This window comes from Sphingomonas sp. UV9 (genome assembly GCF_004101245.1).
GTDB lineage: Bacteria > Pseudomonadota > Alphaproteobacteria > Sphingomonadales > Sphingomonadaceae > Sphingomonas.
Map to the genome: position 1 here is coordinate 1 of NZ_SCIN01000001.1, position 20,160 is coordinate 20,160.

The 20,160-nt window shown below is 63.6% G+C and carries 9 protein-coding genes and 1 pseudogene; 7 read left to right on the forward strand and 3 right to left on the reverse strand.

Annotated elements, in window-relative coordinates; translation table 11 throughout:
• From EQZ23_RS20120 to EQZ23_RS00015, 3 genes and pseudogenes are all read left to right on the forward strand, one after another.
• Positions 1-287: pseudogene (locus tag EQZ23_RS20120) on the forward strand (integrase core domain-containing protein); the annotation flags it as partial.
• A gap of 239 nt (positions 288-526) precedes the next feature.
• Entirely contained in the window at positions 527-673 is a 147-nt protein-coding gene (locus EQZ23_RS19670) for a hypothetical protein (protein ID WP_164913333.1), read from the forward strand.
• The gene (locus EQZ23_RS00015) at positions 670-1,140 is read left to right on the forward strand and encodes a hypothetical protein (RefSeq protein ID WP_128452475.1); all 471 of its coding nucleotides are present in this window, start codon (positions 670-672) and stop codon (positions 1,138-1,140) included. Before EQZ23_RS19670 ends, EQZ23_RS00015 begins: the two co-directional genes overlap by 4 nt.
• 677 nt (positions 1,141-1,817) lie before the next feature.
• Here the strand turns inward: EQZ23_RS00015 and EQZ23_RS00020 are convergent.
• Entirely contained in the window at positions 1,818-2,426 is a 609-nt protein-coding gene (locus tag EQZ23_RS00020; RefSeq protein ID WP_128452476.1) for a hypothetical protein, read from the reverse strand.
• 262 nt (positions 2,427-2,688) lie between these two features.
• Here EQZ23_RS00020 and EQZ23_RS00025 point away from each other — a divergent pair, with 262 nt between their 5' ends.
• Together EQZ23_RS00025 and EQZ23_RS00030 are read left to right on the forward strand one after the other, a co-directional pair.
• The gene (locus EQZ23_RS00025) at positions 2,689-3,777 is read left to right on the forward strand and encodes a DUF5694 domain-containing protein (RefSeq protein ID WP_164913334.1); all 1,089 of its coding nucleotides are present in this window, start codon (positions 2,689-2,691) and stop codon (positions 3,775-3,777) included.
• Between the two features lie 1,207 nt (positions 3,778-4,984).
• Positions 4,985-5,446, forward strand: coding sequence for a VOC family protein (locus EQZ23_RS00030; protein WP_128452477.1), 462 nt, complete (start codon positions 4,985-4,987; stop codon positions 5,444-5,446).
• A 47-nt stretch (positions 5,447-5,493) separates the two neighbouring features.
• On the opposite strand, the gene EQZ23_RS00035 is transcribed toward EQZ23_RS00030, so the two are convergent.
• Entirely contained in the window at positions 5,494-6,861 is a 1,368-nt protein-coding gene (locus tag EQZ23_RS00035) for a S41 family peptidase (RefSeq protein ID WP_240663314.1), read from the reverse strand.
• A 156-nt stretch (positions 6,862-7,017) separates the two neighbouring features.
• On the reverse strand, positions 7,018-8,097 hold the full coding sequence (locus tag EQZ23_RS00040) for a helix-turn-helix domain-containing protein (RefSeq protein WP_128452479.1): 1,080 nt from the start codon (positions 8,095-8,097) through the stop codon (positions 7,018-7,020).
• Between the two features lie 726 nt (positions 8,098-8,823).
• Here EQZ23_RS00040 and EQZ23_RS00045 point away from each other — a divergent pair.
• A complete protein-coding gene (locus tag EQZ23_RS00045; RefSeq protein WP_164913337.1) occupies positions 8,824-10,434 on the forward strand; it encodes a ShlB/FhaC/HecB family hemolysin secretion/activation protein in 1,611 nt (536 codons plus the stop codon).
• Positions 10,435-10,436: 2 nt separating this feature from the next.
• Complete coding sequence (locus EQZ23_RS00050; RefSeq protein WP_128452481.1) at positions 10,437-20,036, forward strand: hemagglutinin repeat-containing protein; 9,600 nt, start codon at positions 10,437-10,439, stop codon at positions 20,034-20,036.
• Positions 20,037-20,160: the final 124 nt, after the last annotated feature.

The following is a 20,160-nucleotide window of genomic DNA, read 5'->3' on the forward strand; positions in this document are numbered from 1 at the left end:
GCTGCTACACCGCTCGCAACACACGGGCGTTCGCCCGGGGCATTGGACTGATCCCGCGCACGACCCCAGTCAGCAGTCCTCAATCGAATGGCATGGCTGAGGCGTTCGTTCGCACCCTCAAGCGCGATTATGTCCGCGTGAACCCCTAGCCAGATGCGCAGAGTGTCATCGACCAACTGCCCGGCTGGTTCGCCCATTATAACGAGGTGCATCCGCACCGCGCTTTGCGCTATCGATCACCCCGCGAGTTCATCGCGCAAACCTGCGAGGCCCTGTCAGGCCTTTAGGGGGCAACAACACCTTGTGGGTCTGCCGGAAGCTGTGGGCAGGTGCCTTCGCCCACGATCCCATTGTGAGTCTTAACGCCTCCGATCGGTGCGGCAGTAAGTGGCGGCAAATGTTGGCATGACTGGTATCACCCGGTAAGCAACCGTTGATCCTTACGCTGGCGTCGCTTCCACTGCACGGCATAGCGCTAACATATCTGTTTGCGTACGGCGCGCTCAGTTCCGCCGAGGAGAGGACGATGCGTAACCTATGGGCGATAGCGATGACCGCCAAGCTGACCGGGTTCGACCGCAAGTTCCAATGTTTGATCGACAAGGCTTATGAATACGAACCGATCTCCAGTAAGATTGCGAAGGTCGGCAAGACGGCGGCGGGCGGCAAGTGATCGAGCCGGCTGGGTCGGCGATCGATCGCCTTGTTCCGGAGTTGCAGGCTGGCGGGTTCAAACGCGTGAAATCGTCGAACTATCAGGAGGAATTCAAGCGAGGCGATTTGACGATCGCCTATTCCTGCGGGCGGTACGGAGAGGAGTTCATGTGCTTTGTCACCGACGCCGATCAGTTCCGGTTTCAGATGAGCTCTTACTTGGAGATCGTCGATCCTCCCGCTGCGGCACAATCCCAAGCCCTCGGACGTGAGAGCGATGTCGATCAGCTGGACTTCCACCATACCAATTATGCCGCGATCTCGCATGGTTATTATCTGACGATGCAGGCGCTGCTTTCTCGTTTCCTGAAAAACTGGCCCAGGGGAAAAAGCACCGTCGACGGTGAGGCGAAAGAGCGGATGACGCAACGCGACCAGGAGGTACTCGCGTCCTTCGGTCTGTCGAGAGAACAAACCTACCTCTAGCCGCGGGGCTCACCCGGCAGTCAGCGCTGTCATGCGGCAATGGCAAATCAGCCCTCTACAACGGTTATCGCGGGCATTAATGCATGCCCGAATTTGGTAAACGGGGAAGGACGCGAATGTCCGGCTATGGATCTGGCTGGAAGCCGGAGGGCAGGGCGTGTCCGCCCAATCGCGGACGTTTAGAGGGAATTATGCTGCTCCCTATTGCGGACGGTCATTCATCCGGTATCGTCGCGAAGATGACCGGCAAAGCAGACATTTCGGCTCGGCTAGCGGCGACCTGCTACACGCTCGTCATCATAGCAATGCTATGGTTTACGTTTGCGTTCTTTGGTTTTGAACTTGGGGAAGACGTGGGCGGGTCAATCGTGTTCGCATTGATCGCGCTATCTCCGATCCCCGTCTGCATTCTTTGCTTCCGAAGAGTTTAGCTGCCCTTCCGCTTCCGCCCAATTGTCGCCGTTCACGTCGTCAATTCGCGAGCCCGAAAGCGGCCATTCGTTAAGGGGGGACCATCCCCGTTTTCCCATCTCCGAAGCGCTGTTTCGGGAAAGAGCAATCGGGAACAGATTTTGGGAAAGCGGATGCCTTGAACGGCTTTTGGAGCGATCGTCGGGCCGGCGGTCCCGCTATGGGTTCCCAATCGGGAAAGCCGACCCAAAATACGGCAGCGTGGATTATTTTGACTGTGCCAGGCCTGCGATCATCGCATCGAAGGCTGCAAGGTCATGGCGTTGCCCGGCCGCCCTCCCGACAGGCAGATTAGCCGGCAGACTGAACTGGACGCGGCCGGGCAACACCACGTCGAGCACCGTGTACCATTCGAGTAGTGCGGGACGCAGCCGCGCATGAAGATCAAAATTGCGCCTGCGCCGCCTAGCGTCTGTCATCGCCTGTCGCCGTGCCGTCTCCACATCGGTATCTGCGACGAGATAGCGGTCAGCGAAGCCGATCCGGCCATCGGCGATCGTTTGGCGGGTTGCGGCGAGCTCGAGCGACCAGTCGCGTTCGGACGCCTCACCGATCCGCCATAGGCACCAGACATAATGCAGCTTGAGAGGGTCGGTGTCGCACAGGGCATGGCCTGTCGCACGCTCCACGGCCAAGGCCGCCTGCCATCGATCGATGTTGCGCTCCGCCCAAAATGCAGCCGCGCCTGTTGGATCGGCGACACGATCGGGCGCTCCGGCAATTTTGCCGTTCTCTGGAACGACATGCGAGCCGCCATGCCGGGCGCACCAGGTGCTTTTACCGCTCGCGCTGATACCTTCGACGACAACGATCATGACAGCATCCTATCACCGGATGCGGCGACCGCTGCCAAGCAGTGATGCCCGATTGAGCATCCTCTCGGGAAAGCCCTCGCCGTCTCGCTGGCGGTGCCTTGCGAAAAAGGCGGCCACGGTTCTTCCGCGATCCAGCTAGACACCTGCGTATCGGTGTATTACGACGGCATATCACCATCTGGCATAAGTATGATGGATTTGAGAGAATGGCTCGGTCGTAGGTGCTCAATACACCGGCCGACATACCGGTTTCGGAGGTCGTATGCGTATTGTTTTGGCCGTTGGCATTGCGTTTCTGACCGCTATCTCACCCGCGCAACGGCAGAGCTACCAACCCGTATTTCGGCCCGAAACATTGAAAGTGCCGCCTGCGGGTCATCCTAACGACGTGCTAGTCTTAGGCTCGACCCATCTGTCTGGCGCGTCGCAGGACTTCAAGCCCCCTATGCTTGTTCCGTTGCTCGATCGACTGGCGGCATGGCACCCGACCGCTATTGCGACGGAGGATATGTCCGGCCTCCAATGTGATGCCCTTCGTCGCTACCCCTCCCGTTATGCGGAAACCGTGCAGACTTATTGTGCCGATCCGACAGCAGCAGGCCAGGCGACGGGATTGGATGTACCTGCCGCCAACGCAGAAGCGGAACGGCTTCTTGCCGCTTGGCCGGCCGCGCCGAAGGCGACCGATCGTCGGCATCTCGCCGCCATCTTCATGGCAGCTGGAGAGCGCAACTCTGCGCTGGTCCAGTGGTTGCGGCTGACACAGGCAGAGCGTCACGCTGGCGATGGTCTGAACGATGATCTGGTCGCCGCGCTGACGAAGTTCGGCAACGGGCGGAACGAGTCCACCTTGATCGGCGCCGCACTAGCTGCGCGCTTGGGGCTGGAACGCGTTTGGAGTGTAGACGATCATTCGGCCGATACTGCAGATGGTCCCGATCCGGCTGAGCGGAAGGCGTACGGTGACGCGATTGCCAAAGCGTGGAACAACCCCTCTGCCCACGAACGGCAAATCGATGATGCCCGGCTTGATGCGGGGCTGGCCAAGCCAGACGGCGTATTGACGATGTACCGTGCGCTAAACGCTCCGACCTTGCCAATGCTCGCCTTCCACGCAGATTTTGGTGCCGCGCTCGTTGAGCCATCACCGCAGCAATTCGGCCGAAACTATGTCGGTTATTGGGAAACGCGGAATCTTCGCATGGTTGCAAACATTCGTGACGTGCTGGGGCGTTACCCAGGCACGCGGATGCTCGCCATCGTCGGCGCGTCGCACAAGGGCTACTATGAAGCATACCTAAATCAGATGCACGATGTTCGCTTGGCGGATGCTGAAAACGTTTTGAGATGAATAGACGCGGTTGATTCTATCGGAGGCGATTTATGAATCGTGTAATAATTGTGGCGGCATGTTCCTTAGGCCTGACCGGATGTTTGGCCGGCAATATGGCCCGTAACTTATCTTTGAAGGGAAAACCGCTAGCAAGCCTAGAGCAGCGCTACGGCCAACCCGATTATAAAGAGCCCTTTACAGAAGGAAACAGATACACGTGGAAAGCTACCGATGACCAACATCCCTGCACATTGTTGGTGACGACCGACCGGGCCGAGCGGGTGACGGACGTTAAAATGGTGGGCGATAATAGAGACTGTTATCGCTTCGGAAACATGGCTGTTGGCCCTCACTAAAATTCGGGCGGTCCTGTCTACCGAGGCGAACGAAATTTGACGCCCGCGTTCCCGAAATGCGATCGAGAAACGGGAATTGCGATCAGATAAGCCGAACTCCTCGGTACGATCAGCTAGTCGTAGCGCAGCGACCTCCGCCTTTTTTCATCCGAACGAGGCCGACAATCGCCAAGCCGATTGAAACGCCCATTGCCCCGCCAATCAGATTGTCCGGCACATGCTGGCTCACCAATACCGGCATAAGCACCGCCGGCATGATCGCGGGGACTATGACGAGCGGCAGGTAGCGGGTTCTAGCGTGCTTCATATCTAGCCTCTGGATTTCAGAACTGGCAGCGTCTCACACGGTCGGTTCATCGGCAAGATGCTTCGGTCAGACGATCCTTTTCGGGAACGGGCGGCTGCGTCAGAGACGTCCGCTAACGCCATCTGCCTTCCCGATAGCGGACGGTCCGCAATCCTTCCCATTCACGACATCCATGACGGACGATCATGCACAAAGCGCAGTCAGCGCGGGGATGAACAAATGTCTGAAGTTGGGGAGCGGGGAAGGGGGCACGAATGTCCGCTTGTGGGTCGTGAGGCCCTCCCAACACCCCGCTGTCTGGGAATGCTGAAACATTCCCATAACTCCATCTTCTTTCTGCAATTTCAGGAAAGAGCAATCGGGAACGGATTTTGAGAAAACGGGCCGCAGGGCTTCCATCGATGTGATTGTCGCGGACGCATTCGCAATACGGGTTCCTTCTCGAGACGAAGCTCAAGCGTTAAAGCGTCACCATGAAGATCATGTCCGCCATGCTGTTGGTGTCAGTTGAAGCCGGCGCAGGCCCTAACATCGCAAGCACGGCCAAGTAAGAGTGACGTAAATGACAGACCCCGCAAACGTTATTGCCGTGGACCATACAGGCTTCGCCGTCTCGTCTTTAGATGAAGCCGTTCGCTTCTGGACGGAAGCGCTCGGTTTCACACTTGAGCGGCAATCGGAGATGGGGGGCGATTTCCTGCATCAGGTGACCGGTGTCGATAACCCTAATGTCAAAACGGCGATCGTCAGGGCACCGGACGGCTATGTGGTCGAACTGTTGCAATATTCAAAAGGGCACCAGAACGGTGCGGTGCCCAACAGCGCGGGGGCGATCGGTGCGGCCCACCTGGCTCTGGCCGTAAACGATATCCATGCCGCTATTGCCCGCGTCGAGGCAGCAGGATGGAAGGCGAAAGGTAGTCCGTTGCCGATCGCGGGTGGGCCAAGGAAGGGAACGTTGGTGGCCTACGTTTCAGGCCCCGATCATATCACGATAGAGCTTATGCAGCCGCCAGCCCGTTAATGGGCCGGCGGACGTTTTCCCGCTTCACCATCGGGAAGGCTGATCGTTCAACTTACCACGACGACCGCCCGCATTAACGCGGTATCCCGTTCGGCTTGAATATCGGCAGTCCAGGCCGACACGGTGATGTCGGGCATGATTCCAGCATCCGGTTGCGGCGTCTCAGGCCAATATGCGATCAGAGGCAGATCGACCTCGACGCCTGATGCCGGCAACCTGACGAAGAAAAAGGCTCCGCCGTTAATGCCACGGCGGTTGCCGCCGGTCTGCTCGCCAACCAGCGTTCCCAGCCGCTGGCGCTGTATGAGGCCTGCGAAGCCGAAGGTAGCCGAAGCGTTCTTCGGGCCGACGAGAACGGCGACCTTGCCGGCGAACCGGCGACCCTTGGGCTGAATAGTGTCGATGTCGGCCGCGTCGCCGGGACGGGTCAGAGTGTAAAAGCCGGCCGCGTCAGGACCGATTGCCGACGCTCCCCAGTCCTTGAAGCTGCGATCCCAAGTTTTGAGGTAGGGGGCAAGCCGGTCGGGTATCTTGCGATAGCGTACATGGCGGGAATAGATGTCGGCGGGCAGCGGCGCTTCGATCAGGCGAGCGATGATTGCCGCTCCGCAATCGAGTCCTCCCCCATTGTCACGCACGTCGATGACGATGCCCGAGAGTTGGCGATCGACCGCGGTGTCCAGACTGGCGTCGATGAAGCCCTGCCAATCCCATTTTTCATGGAAGACCGCCCAGGTCGGCATGGTCAGGATGCCGACTTCGCCGCGCAGCTCGAACGTCCAGCCATAGGGGGAACCCTTCAAGGGATGGCGCAACGCCGCGTCGCGCGCTGCGGCCGTCATTAAGGGGCAAGCGATCGTCTCGGCTCTGCCGGCGACCCTCACCACGACACGGGCCGAGGGGCCGGGCGATGGGAACAGCAGCGCCCGCAGCACGTCGAATGTCGGCTCATCGGCATCGCCGGGTATGCCGAGGTCGGCCACCTTGCGCGCATCGTTGCTGCCGTCGGTGCGGGCATAAAAGAGCATCTTCGCCAGCATGTCGCGTGCGCTGATACCGTCGATCGCGACGACCTCGCTTCCGATCGGCAGATGATGCCCGCTGCCGAGATCGGCAGTGACGATCATGCGCCGGTCCAGCCATCTGAAGGCGAACGGTAAGCGATCGGGCTTGCCGAACAGCGCCGACGCGACGGCCGGATTCTGGTTGGCGGGATTAGGAAAGCTGTGACCGCACCGGACGCTTGCGGTAAACGACGACAGCGCAAGGTAGAAGTCTCCCAGCGTATGGGGCGTCGCGGCGAAGCGATCGAGGCGCTGGCGCTGGCGCTGGAAGTTCGCCGGGGTCAGATAGCGATAGAGGCCGGGATGCAAGCTGGCATAGGCGTCGCACAGGATGGCGATATCTGATCGCATCGCCACGGGTGACAGCAGCGTATCGTTCGCCTTGGCGGGAGCGGGCAGAAAGGCGGTTGCGACGAAGCCCGACGCTCGCGTCAGAAGGTGCCGACGATCGAGATGTATCATGGTCTTGCTCCGAGCGGATGTGCCCCGAGCCTATGCCGATGCCGGTCAGGTGTTGCGCTGCAAATCCGGGCGTTCCGCGTCATTTTTGACGGTTGAGACGCGACGATAGGTCGAAGGCGTGACGCCGAACCGCTCCTTGAAGACGCGGTTGAAGGTCGCCTTCGATCCGAAGCCGGCATCGATCGCGAGCGTCAGGATATCGCCATCGGTGCCGTCCCGCAGGCGGGCGGCGACATGCTCGACGCGCAGCCCGTTGATCGCTTCGGCGAACCCCAGCCCCAGCCCCTCGTTGAGGCCGCGGGACAGATAGGCGGTGTTGGTCCCCAGCCTGCGGGACAGCTCGGCAAGATCGAGGTCCGGATCGCGCCACCATCCATGCGCTTCGATCCGGTCCATCCACGCGGCCGCGATCGGCCGCCAGTCGCGCTCGATCGGTTCCACGATCGGGTGCGGTCGGGCGTCCGCCTGCCGCCAGCCCTCGATCGCCATGTAATTGCCGACGACTGCCAGCACGACGTAGAAACCGAACATATCGAAGTAAGAGAGCGGCGCGATTAACGCATCAGCGATCAGGTATCCCGTCCGCACCGTCACAATCGCGGCATAGGCGATCAGCACGGCCCGCACGCGCCTTGCCGCGGCGAGGTTGGATCGGCGCGCCACGAGCCAGCATCGATGCCGGCGCAGCGCACGCAGGGCTGCGACGGCATATCCGACCATTGACGCGAGCAGCAGCGCCGCCAGGATTGGATCAAGCCAGGGGCGTTGCACCTGCCGGTCGAACGCGCCGCGCAGATCGAGCGGCATGCAGAAAGCGACAGCCTGATAAGCGAACTGGGCCACCGGTAACGCGGCGTGCCAACGGGGTATCGGGCGATCGAAGATCAGGCCGTTCAGGTGGACGTAGAGCAATGGCCCGATCGCCAGAGGAACGGCGAACGGCGCGAACGAAAGCCACGGCCATCGATCGTAGAACCCTGCATAGCCGATAGTGAACGGCGTCAGCACGCCGCACAGGACGATCAGCAACGCTCCGAGAGAGCGTCGCGTCATCCCGCCCCGCCCGATGATGGCAGCCGCCAGCACCAGCATCTGTGCCTCGAACAGGCCGAGGATGAGGGACATGGGACCGATGCTCACGTGACCATCAGCCCTGCCCCACCGACAACGTCAATGGGTGATCGAGGTGGACAGGCGCAGGCGTTATGGTTCTCGAAATACGAAGCTGGACGGGTTGCGAGAACGCTGGCCTTTTCTCTTTTTCCAATCCTTTTCGACAACGACGCAATGCCGCGCAATCTCAGCTATCGACGTTTGCATCGCTCAAAGCGGACCGTCTGCAATCCTGCCTCATCACGACATTCGCGAGCGGATAGCTGGGCTTCAAAATCGGTCGTTCCCAAGGATGAACCAGCGTCCGAAGTTGGGAGGCGGGGCAGGGCGCCTGAACGTCCACTTGTGGGTCCTTTCGGAGTTTGCGACCGTACCCTGATGGCGAGCGACGGAGGCATAGGTGAGCTTTCCGACGTAAGCGTTCCGCCAGCCCCGGAGGATAATTTACCGCGCTCCTGCGGAGCGATGGGATATTCCGGCGTGGCAAATGAACGACAGAATAGTTCATTTTGACTGCAGTTTTAGCGCTCGCTGCCCTTGGATAGAATTTTGTTAACTATCTGCGACCAAAAGATTCTGCTTCAGGTCAACAATGATCTTGTAAATTTACGACAATCGAATGTAACGATCGTTGAAATAGTAGGCGGGGCGTAAATGAATACAGGATCGGCCAGGCGGACGACGGGCGGATCTTGTGCTTGGCCCGCCAAATTGGGCGCTGCATTCACCGGCATCGTTTTGCTATCCACCGCCGCGACGGCACAGGTTTCATCGCCCGCCGATCAGGAACAGGCCCGTATCCGCGCGCAGCAGCAGGCGGCTGAACGGGCGGCGCGGGAGGCAGCGCCGGTCGCGACGATCGAGCGGGCTGCGCCAGCGCCGCTGGGGCCTTTCCCGGTGGAGGCCAGCTGCTTCACGGTGCGCGATATCGTCGTCGAGAATGCCGGACGCGCAAAGCTGCGCTGGGTGCCAGGGTTCGCCGCGCAGTATCGCGGGCGGTGCGTCGGGACGGCTGGTCTCGATTACATCATCCGCAGCCTGCAGGGCGCGTTCATCGAGCGTGGTCTGGTGACGACGCGCGCGGGCCTGCCCGAACAGGATCTGGCCAGCGGCACGCTGCGCATCGTCGTGGTGCCAGGCGTCGTCGAGGATATCCGGGTCAACAAGACAGGCAGAACCAAGGCATGGGGCCGTGCGACGCCGGTCGGACGCGGCGACCTGCTCGATCTGCGTGCGCTCGAACAGGGGCTGGAGCAGATGCGCAGCGTTCCCGGTCGAGCCGTCGCGGTCGACATCGTGCCGGGGGATGCGCCGGGCCAGTCGGTTCTCGACGTCGCGGTAGACCAGACGCGGCCGATCGCGGGGTCGCTGTCGATCAACAACTTCGCCGGCGAGCGGGTCGGTCGCTATCAGGGCTCGGCGCAGATTGCCGAACTCGGGCAGCTGGGCTTTTCGGAGGTCATCAGCGCCTATTACAACCGGCGGACGGATTCGCCGGGCGTGCCCGCCGACAGCCGCGGCGTCGGCGGCTCGATCTCGGTGCCGGCCGGGTGGTGGACGTTCAACGCGAGCGGCTCCGCCAATCGCTACAGCCAGACCGTCAACGGTGAAGTCAGCAGCTTCGGGACACGTGGCACGCTCGACCGGGTCGCGATCGGTGCCGAGCGGGTCTTCTACCGCGACCAGACGACCAAGGACGCGATCAGCGTCGGGTTGGCCCGGCGATGGGGGCGCAACTTTATCAACGACGTCGAGATCGGCATCCAGCGGCAGGATCTCACCGATCTCGAAGTGCGGCTGATCGACCGGCGCACGTTCGGCGCTGCGCGCTTCGACGGGTCGGTGGGCGTCCGGTTCGGTCTCGGGATCCTCGGGGCGCAGAAGCAGCCGGACGATCGGCCCGATGCGCTGCCGAGCGCACGCTACCGGATCGTCAGCGCCGACTTCGGACTGTTCGTGCCCTTGGGGCAGGGCTTCATCGCCGGGTACCGTGCGGAGTTTCACGGGCAGGTCAGCGACCGGAATCTGTTCGGCTCGGACCTCATCCAGATCGGCGGCCCCTACACGATCCGCGGCTTGGATACCGACACGGCGGAACTGGGGCGTGACGGCTTCTACCTCCGCCAGGAGCTGGGTGGCAGGATCACCGATGGGTTCCGTCCGTATGTCCTGTTCGACATAGGTGAGGTCCGCAAGGGGACCGGCGCGCGCGGCGGCGCCGGCCTCGGGCTGAGGGCGCGGCGTGGGCCGTTCTTCGTCGACGTCTTCGGGGCGCGTCCGGTGTTCGGGCGCCAGATCCCCAATCGCAACCGCGTTCGGTTCGGCCTTTCCGCCGGTGTAGGATTTTGAGCATGACCAAGCTGACCTTCGCCGTGCTGCGTCGCCGGATGCGTTCGGCCAGCGCGCTGTCTCCGCTAGGCGGCGGCGCCGGGCTCGCCGCACTGTTGCTGGTCGCAACGGTGCCGGCGCGCGGCCAGGACGGCGGTGCGCCTAATCCTGTCGTCCCGGTCCCCGGTGGCCCGACGCATCTCGATTACGGCGCGAACGGCGTGCCGGTGGTCAAAATCGCGACGCCGGACGCCAGAGGGACGAGCTACAACCGCTACCAGGCGTTCAACGTCGATGCGCGCGGCGTGGTGCTCAACAACAGCGACAAGATCGTCCAGAGCCGGCTCGCCGGCTATATCGACGGCAACGCGCAGCTGAAGGCATCGGGCGGGGCGTCGCTGATCGTCAACGAGGTGGTGGCGGCCAATCCGTCTAGCCTGCGCGGCTATATCGAGGTCGCCGGCAAGACCGCCGACCTGGTGCTCGCCAATCCCTACGGCATCGCGTGCAACGGTTGCGGCTTCGTCAACGCGCCGCGCGTGACGCTGGCGGCCGCACAACCCCTGGTCGACGGAGCCGGCGCGCTCAGCGGATTCCGGACGGCGACCGGCACGATCGAGGTGTCCGGCAGCGGGCTCGACGCGACGAACGCGCGGCTCGACCTCTTCGCGCGCGCCGTCTCGATCAACGCCGGCCTGTATGCGGATACCGTGACCGCCAGCGTCGGCGCGGGCGACATCACGCGCGACGGCGACATCGTCGTCGTCGGGCAGCGGACCGCCGCACAGCCGAACCAGCCCGCCTTCGCGCTCGACGTGGCGGCGCTCGGCGGGATGTATGCGCGCTCGATCAAGCTGATCGGCACCGAGCGCGGGCTCGGCGTCAACGTCGCCGGCGATCTCGCCGGGCTCGAACAGGGCGTGACGCTGTCGTTCGACGGCAGGATATCGGTGCCCGGCGCGATCACGGCGAAGACGGCGGTCGCGATCGAGACCGCCGGTGCGCTCGACGTCGCCGGCCAGATCTACGGCGAAGGCACGACGACGTTGAAAGGCGCGAGCCTGGCGGGCAACGGCCTGATCGGCAGTGGTGGCGACCTCACGGTCACGACCGGCGCGCTTAGCAGCGGTGGCACGCTCGCCGCCGGCCTGACCCGTGACGGACGTGTCACGCAGACTGGCACGTTGCGCCTCGATGTCGGCGGCACGGCGGCGCTGACGGGGCGAGTGCTGGCGCGCGACGTTGTGTCGTTGACGGCGGGCACCATCGTCAACCACGGGCTCGCGAGCGGCGGGACGCTGACGCTGCGTACCGCGACGCTCGACAATAGCGGCGGCACGATCGATGCGCGGACGGCGCTCGACGCGCAGGCGGGCGCGGTCGGCAATATCGGCGGCGTGATCCAGTCCGGCGGAGCGCTGGCACTCACCGGCAGCAGCCTGGCGAACGATCGTGGCGCGGTTCTGGCGCTCGGCAGCGATACACTGACGCTGGGCTTCACCGGCGTGATCAGTGGCAGCGGTGGGCAGATCGGCGGCAATGGCGATGTGTCTGTCAGGGCTGGCGCGCTCGGCATCGACGGTGTGGCGGGCAGCATCACGGCGAGCAAGGCGCTCGATCTCAATGTCGACGGCGATTTTACGATCACCGGCAAGGGCCTGGTCGCGGGCGGCGGTGCGATGACGGCCAATGTCCGCGCGCTCGGCGTTGTCGAAGGCGGCTTGCAGGGCGGCAGTGCACTGACCGTGCGCGCAGGCTCGGTCACGATCGGCAGCGGTGGCCAGGTCAGCGGTGGGAGCGTAATCGCCGACACGGTCGGTACGATGACGAACGCCGGCCTGATCGCGAGCGCGGGTCGCGTCGACCTGACCGCGGCCAATCTGGCAAACATCGGCACGATTTCGGGCAAGGGCGGCACGAGCGTTAAGGCTGCGGGCCTTTTCGCGCAGGACGGTCTGGTCGCGTCCGACGGCGCTATCGACATAAATGCAGGAGCATTTACCTCGCGTGGCGGCACGGTCGAAGCAGGGGGCGCGCTCGGCGTCTCGGCCGGATCGGTCGCGCTTGATCGCGCCAGCCTGACCGCGCTCGGGGCGGGCGCACTGACGCTGGCGAGCTGGGGCGCTTTGACGGATTCCGGGTCACGCCTCGGCAGCAACGGCGATGTCGCGATCGGTGCCACGACGCTGGTGTTCACCGATAGCCGGATCACTGCGCTTGGTGCGCTCGCGCTCGACGCGACGGCGGGTGACCTTGCATTCGGCAGCGGCGCGACGATCGAGAATGGCGGCGACCTGACGCTGACCGCGACGGGCACGCTGAGCCACACCGCCGATATCGTCGGCCGCGGACAGAATCTGACGGTGCGCGCGGCGATGATCGACAACCGCGGCTCTGCTATCCTTCATCTCGGCACCGGCACGCTCGCACTGACCGGAACCGGCCCGATCGATAATAGCAACGGTCGGATCGCGACCAATGGTGCGCTGTCGCTGATCGCCGGCACGTTCGCCAACACCAGTGGAACGCTCACCTCCGCGGGCGGGGCCGGGCTGACGATCGACAGCGATCTGGCAAACGAGAATGGCTTGATCGCGGCGGGCAGCGGCCTGACGCTTCGGGCCGGTGCGACCCGCAACGCCGGAGGATCAATCGAAGCCGCCGGCCCGCTGGACGCGCGTCTTACCGCGCTCGACGGCGGCACGCTGGTCGCGACCGGTTCGACGGGAACGCTGACGCTCGACGTCCGCGATGCGATCAGCGGTTCGGTCCTGGTCGGCGCCACCACCGATGGCACCGTCACCGCGAGTTCGCTCAACCTTGCCAGCGGGTCGCGACTGACGGCGGGCGGGATGCTGACGGTCGGCGCGCGCGACGGGGACATCGCGCTGGCGGGAGGCACGCTCGATGCGGCGAAACTCAAGCTGACCGCCGCGCGCGCGATCCTTACGGGCAGTGGCGGGCTGATCCAGTCGACCGGCGCGACGACGATCGCGGCGGACTCGCTGACCACGACCGGCGCCCGCGTCGTGGCGGGCGGCACGCTCGACGTGACCGCGAGCACGCTGGATAATCGCAACGGCTTGCTGGCGTCCGGCGTCAATGGCGCGACCTTTACCGTCAACACGCTGGCCAACGATCGCGGCACGCTCGGCGGCGACGGATCGGTCGTCGTGACGGCGACGAGCGTCGACAATGGCGCGGGTACGCTTGCGGCAGGCGGCGATTTGACGCTGTCGATAGCAAGCCTGGCAAACGCGACCGGAGGACAGATCTGGGCGGACCGCGATGCGCGGGTGACTGCAGCGGGGACGCTCGCCAACCGCGGCAGCATCGCCGCCGCACGCGACCTGACCGTCAAGGCTGGCGCACTCGACGGCGGTAGCGGGGCTGGCGCTGGCACGCTCGCCGGCGGCCGACTGCTCGACATCAACTCGGGCGGCGGCACGTTCGGTCGGCTCGTCGCACCGACCGCGCTGGCGCTTGGAATAGCAGGCGATCTGACCAACGCTGCCGGCGAGACGATCGCGACGCCGGGCGCGCTGACGCTGAACATCGGGGGCAGCTTCACCAACGCGGGAACGGTGCAGGGCGGTACTGCGATTGGCATCGCGACGGGGGGATCGATCGCCAACCAGGCCAGCGGCACGATCGTCGCGCCGACGCTGACGCTGACTGCGGGCACGACGTTCGAGAACCAGGGGCTCCTAAACGGCGGGGCTGTGTCGGCGACCGCCGCACAGATCGCCAATGGCGGCGCGATCTTCGGCGACAGCGTCGCGCTGTCCGGTACGGGCGGCATCGTCAACGCGGGCGACAGCGCGGTGATCGCCACCCGGGGCGGACTCCTGTCGCTTTCGAGCGGCGGCGATATCGTCAACCGCGATGGCGCACTGCTCTACAGCCTCGGCAATCTAGTCGTTACCGGTATCGGTGGCACCGGGCGTGCGGGCTCGTTGCAGAACCTCTCCTCCGACATTCAGGCACAAGGCGACATCGTGATCGCCGCGACCCGTCTGCTTAACGATCGTAGCGTGTTTACCACCGAAGAGGCGCTCGTCTCCAGTCAGGACGTCCGGACGATCGACAACCGCAATCGGCGCAACAGGACCATAACCCAGTATCTGGAGACGATTACCGACACGAAAATCCTTGCCGACAGCGGGCAAGCGCGGATCATCGGCACCAACGTCACGATTGATGCCGACAGCGTCACCAACCGCCTGTCCACGATCAGCGCTGCAGGAAACCTCGGGGTCGGCGCCGCGGCCGTGACCAACACCGCGTTCACTGGGTACTACACCACCAAGCAGGACGGCGTGATCCTAGGCCAGACGCGCAGCTGCCCCTTCTTGATCGGGTGCGGCGATTGGCGGACGCGAACGACGACGCCGCTCAATACCGTCGATGCGCAGGCGACTTTCACGACCCCCTCGACGATCACCGCGGGGGGCACGCTGACGATCGATGCCGTCACGATCGACAACCTCGTCCTGACCTCGGACGGCAGCACCGCCGACATCTTCGCCGCGAGCGCGGGGCCCGGCGCCGTCACGGCCGGTGGCGCCGTCGCAGCCGTGACCCCGGGCGCGGTCGTCGGACCCGGCAGTGCGCCCGGCGTGATCGCCGGCACCGCAATCGATCCGACCTTCGGGTTCGCGGTGAAACCACCGACCGATCGCGCGAGCGGTGGGGCCGGTAGCGCGACGCTGGATCTGGGCGGACTGTTCCAGTTCGCGGGGGCGAGTTCGCAGGTGCTGGTCCAGGCGGATCCCCGGTTCAACAACTACGACACCTTCCTGTCGAGCGACTATTTCCTCGACAAGCTCGGCTATGATCCGTCGCGCGTGCAGCGCCGGCTCGGCGACGGGCTTTATGAGCAGCAACTAATCGCGAACCAGCTCGTCGCGCTGGTCGGCGCGCAGCGACTGGTCGGCTATGGCGACAACCAAGGCCAGTATCGCTCGCTGCTCGATGCGGGCGCCACCTTCGCAAAGACATACAATCTAGCGCTCGGCGTGTCCCTGTCGCCGACGCAGATGGCGACGCTGACCAGCGACATCGTGCTGCTCGTGGAAACCACCGTGCAGACCCCGTCGGGGCCGCAGACGGTGCTCGCGCCGCGCGTATACCTGACCAAGGCGGCGGCCGGCGATCTCACCAGCGGCGGCGCGATCATCGCCGGGCGCGATATCCAGTTGCGCGCATCGGACTCGCTGACCAATGCGGGCGTCATCCGTGCTAGCGCCAGTGGCACGCTGGTCGGCGGCACGATCGTCAACAGCGGTCGGCTCGATCTAGGCAACCGCGGTATCGTCTCGGCGATCGGCGACCTGATCGATCGGGGTGGTGCGATAACCGGTGGCGACCTGACGCTGGCGGCGGGCCGCGATCTGACGCTCGTCCCGGTCACGACGACGCGCACCGTCGCAACGCGCTATTATGCCGGGCGTTCGGACCAGCAGGTCTCGTTGACGACGACGACCACCAACCGCGGCAGCGATATCGCGGCGACCGGGAACCTCGATCTGCTCGCGGGACGTACGCTGTCGGTCACCGGCGCGAGCGTCGCGGCGGGCGGCAATCTGGCCGCCTCTGCCGGCCAGACCATAGCGATCGGTAGCGCGACCGACAGTGGCACATCGTTTGCGGTCGGCCGCGAAGGCAAGACGCTGTTCACGCAAACCCAGACCGAACGCAGCAATGTCCTGTCGGATCTGCGCGCGGGCGGCAACGTCACCTTGGCGACGCCAGGCGCGCTCGCGGTGAACGGCGGCACGGTCACCGCAGGCCGCGCGCTTGCCGTCGACGCGGGGAGCATCGGCGTGACCGGTGTGATCGACAGCACCCAGTTGCAGCGCGACACGCAGAAGACCTCCGGCGGCTTCCTGTCGTCGACCAAGACCACCACGGCCTATAACGGCACCGATCAGAGCGTCGTCGCCTCGACGCTGTCGGGCGACACGGTCGCGCTGCGCAGCACCGGCGACACGCGGATCGTCGGTTCCAACGTGGTCGCGGACAACGGCGTATCGATCGCCGCGGGTGGTGCGATCGATGTCGGCACGCTGACCGCGACCGATACTGAGGCGCAGTCGACGCGCGTCAAGAAGAGCGGACTGTCGATCGGTGGCGGCGGGCTGTTCCTCGGCGTCTCCAAGAACCGCAACGACGTGAACACAACCAGCATCACCAACACCGGCTCGCTGATCGGATCGACCGCGGGCGACGTTACGCTCGACGCCGGTCGCGCGCTGACCGTGACCGGCAGCCAGGTGACCGGCACCGGTCTGACCCGACTGACGGGCGAGAGCGTCGCGATCCGCAATGCGACCGACGTGACGACCACCGACACGCTCAACAAGTCGTCGAGCATAGGCATCAGCGTCGGCGCGCAGAGCCCCGTGCTCAGCGGGTTGCAGGGCGTGCGCGACTCCGGCCGCATCCTTGGCAACGCCAATACGAACGCGCGGACCAGCGCGGTGGCCGGACTCGCAGGCGGACTGGCCGCCTACAACGCAGCGGATGCGCTCAAGGGCGGCGTCACCAATCTCGCGGCGGTCGGCGTCAGCTTCGGCGTGTCGAGCAGCAAGGCGACCTCGAACACGCGCGACGAAACCAATGTCGCGAGCCGGATCGCCGGCAACGACGTGGCGATCGCGGCACGCGGCGCCGGTGCAGCCTCGACGATCGCGCTGCAGGGCAGTGAGGTCACCGCGGCGCGCAACCTGTCGCTGACCGCGCCGCGTGCGATCACGCTCACGTCAGGCTCCGAGACCGACACGCTTGAGCAACAGAACAAGTCCTCCGGTTTCTCGGTCGGCGTCCAGCTCGGCCTGTCCGGTGGCGTCACCCCGAACGCGTCGTTCAATGCAGGCAAGGGGAGCGCGAGCGGCACCGACGTGCGCCACGTGGAAAGCGTCCTCAGCGCCGGCAACGCGGTCTCGATCGCGACACCCGACGCGCTCACGCTGCGCGGCGCGCAGGTGATCGGCAACCGTGTCGACGTGAACGTGGGTTCGCTCGCGATCGTCAGCGAGCAGGACCGTGCAACCTACGCCGAGCGTCAGCGTAGTCTGGGGCTGTCGGTCAGTCCCGGCACCGTCGCGGGCAACCTGACCTCTGGCCGCCAGACCGGTGACTTCGCCAGCGTGCGCGAACAGTCGGGCATCTATGCGGGGCAAGGTGGCCACGGCATCACCGTGGCCGGGAACACCAACCTTGTCGGCGGCGTGATCGCGAGCGACGCGGCAGCGGCACAGAATCGGCTCACGACGGGCACGCTGACCGCCAGCGATCTGGCCAACCGCGAACAATACAAAGCGAGCTCGCTCACCATCGGTGGCGGCATCGGCGGCGTCGGCAAGAACGCGAACGGCGAGGCGAAGGCGCCCGGTACACCGGGAAGCGCCTTGCCGGGCATTCGCACGGGGATCGGCACGATCAGCGCGACGCCACCAGTCGCGTTGGGGGCATCGGGCAAGCAGTCCGGCACCACCTATTCGGCGATAGCGGTGGGCACGATCGATATCACCTCCGGCGACACCGCCAGCCGCGCCATGGCAGCGACGATCGGGCGTGACACGACAGGCGCCAATGCCGGTGCATTGACCCAGCAATACGACGCGAACAAACGCGAGGAGATCGCGTTGGGCTTCGCCGCCGCAACGCAGCTCGCAAACCAGACCGGCACCTTCTTCGCCAATCGGGCAAGGGAACAGCAACAGGCCGAGAGTAAAGCAATAGCCGAAGGCGTCGTTCGCGATCCAGACGGCTCCCCCGCGCGCGATGATCAAGGCCGCTTGATCGCACTGAACCCCCTCTCGCAGCGATATGTGGATGAAGCGTCAGCATTGCGCCAATCTTTCGGTGCGGGCAGCGCTGTTAGGATTGTAGCGACGGCGATCAACGGAGCGGCCGGCGCGAACGTCACCGGCAGTTTATCGGGCCTGATCCAGAACGCTGCGGTGAACACGGTTCAGAGTTTGACCGTATCGCAAGTCAAGACGATTGCGGACACCTTGATCGACGTCAACGGGCGCCCGACTGGGGCAAGCGAAGGAGTACGCGCGGCACTACAAGCCGTAACGGCCTGCGCGGGAGCTGGAGTTGGCGGAACAAGCAGTTGCACTGGTGCCGCCGTGGGGGCGGGCTCTAGCGTCGTCCTCAACTACGTCCTGACCGAGTTTCTAGACCCCAAGACTTCAACCGGTTCTGCTCGTGCCTTGGAGGACCAAGAAGCTCGGAAGAATCTTGTGACAACGATGGTTTCAGGAATTGCTGCTGGGGCTGGAGTCGACCTTAACTCCGCAAACGTCGCGGCTCAGATCGAGACCGAAAACAACGACCTCAAGATTGGTAAGGTCATCATCCCAACCGCGGATACAGGTGGGTTAACAGTTGCGCAGACCCGGGAGGAGATCGCACGGCTTCACGAGAAGTCGAAACTTACGAACGTCGAGCGCGTGCTATTAGGAAGCCTGGAGGATCGATACGATCTTCTGATCAAGACCTATGGTAGCGAGGCCGAAGCACAACGGCAGGTCAACATAGACGGAGCTTTGAAGAAGGCTGGCGCCGGCGATGTCGCCTTTGCTGGCGGTGCTGCTGGACTTAAATCATATCTAGAGCAGGGCGGCACGCTTGATCAGCTCGGCGCAGATAGGCGGCTTTACGTCCGGACTAGTGTCACTACATTCGTCCAAGAACTGACACTGTCGGACTTACAGAAGGCCGAGCTACTAAGCAATTTCTCCTCCGGCAAGACGTCCGCTGCGGATACGCTTAAGGCTGGGCTCAAGCAGGTCCTTGGCCCGGTTGGGTATGCAGTTAGCGATTTCTCGTCTGACAGGCTGGATCAGATCGAAGATATTCAGACTCTTCTGAATCTGCTGCCTCAGAGTAGAGGCGCACAGGTCCTGAACATCGCCGCAGGCATTGGTTCGACAGCGTATGCACAGGGGGTGCAGGATAAGATCGTCGGCGCCGCATCTGCGGCTGAAGACGCGGCAATCACGGCGGTCATCGCAGAGCGCAACCGTGTTGCGCCACTCGCGCCGGGAGAATTTCGTACCGAAACTATCGGCGGAAGAACCGTATTTACAAACAAGCCAGCATTGGCCGAGCCTAAAGCTGGTGCTGGCTATCAATCTGCCCGTCCCGAGCATCAGGCGGGATATGAAGGCGAAGTCCGGCTGGGTCAGGCCGTCCAGGCATTGCCGGATCAATATGTCGTCAGCTATGCGAACAGCGCGGGCACGCATGGTGCCGACGTCGTCTCGGTGGATGCTAGGGGCAATGTATATCTTTGGGATAACAAGGTTCGGAACTCTGCTAGCGGCGTTCCCAAGACGACCATTCAAGATACTCCGACCTTCGCCACAGACTCGTCCGCTCAAGGTAACGCGATTGATCTTGCTTCGAGGGAAATCAGGAGCAGTGGCTTGCCTGATACTATTAAGGCCGCCGCACTGGAAAATTTGAGGTCTGGGAATTTCTTTGGTCGCACTGTGGGTGATGGTACAGGCGCAAGAAACTCCGCTTTGCAAGTTTACGTAAACGGACAGGCTCGTGATGAAGGTCGCATATCTATTAGGCCCACTAAATTTCCTAGGAACAAATGATCAGTGTCGATAATAAACTTTGATCCGTCTGCCAGTCAGCGCCTTCTCGGCGAGAGGGAGCATGGGCTTAGGAGCGTTATCACTCAGGTTGACGATTTGAATCGCCAGTCGGATGGGCAGCCTC

Excerpts from the sequence above, each read along its gene's own strand:
- EQZ23_RS00030 (WP_128452477.1), top strand. The coding sequence starts at position 4,985 with ATGACAGACCCCGCAAACGTTATTGCCGTGGACCATACAGGCTTCGCC.
- EQZ23_RS00025 (WP_164913334.1), top strand. The coding sequence starts at position 2,689 with ATGCGTATTGTTTTGGCCGTTGGCATTGCGTTTCTGACCGCTATCTCA.
- EQZ23_RS19670 (WP_164913333.1), top strand. The coding sequence starts at position 527 with ATGCGTAACCTATGGGCGATAGCGATGACCGCCAAGCTGACCGGGTTC.
- EQZ23_RS00020 (WP_128452476.1), bottom strand. The coding sequence starts at position 2,426 with ATGATCGTTGTCGTCGAAGGTATCAGCGCGAGCGGTAAAAGCACCTGG.
- EQZ23_RS00050 (WP_128452481.1), top strand. The coding sequence starts at position 10,437 with ATGACCAAGCTGACCTTCGCCGTGCTGCGTCGCCGGATGCGTTCGGCC.
- EQZ23_RS00040 (WP_128452479.1), bottom strand. The coding sequence starts at position 8,097 with ATGTCCCTCATCCTCGGCCTGTTCGAGGCACAGATGCTGGTGCTGGCG.
- EQZ23_RS00035 (WP_240663314.1), bottom strand. The coding sequence starts at position 6,861 with ATGCGATCAGATATCGCCATCCTGTGCGACGCCTATGCCAGCTTGCAT.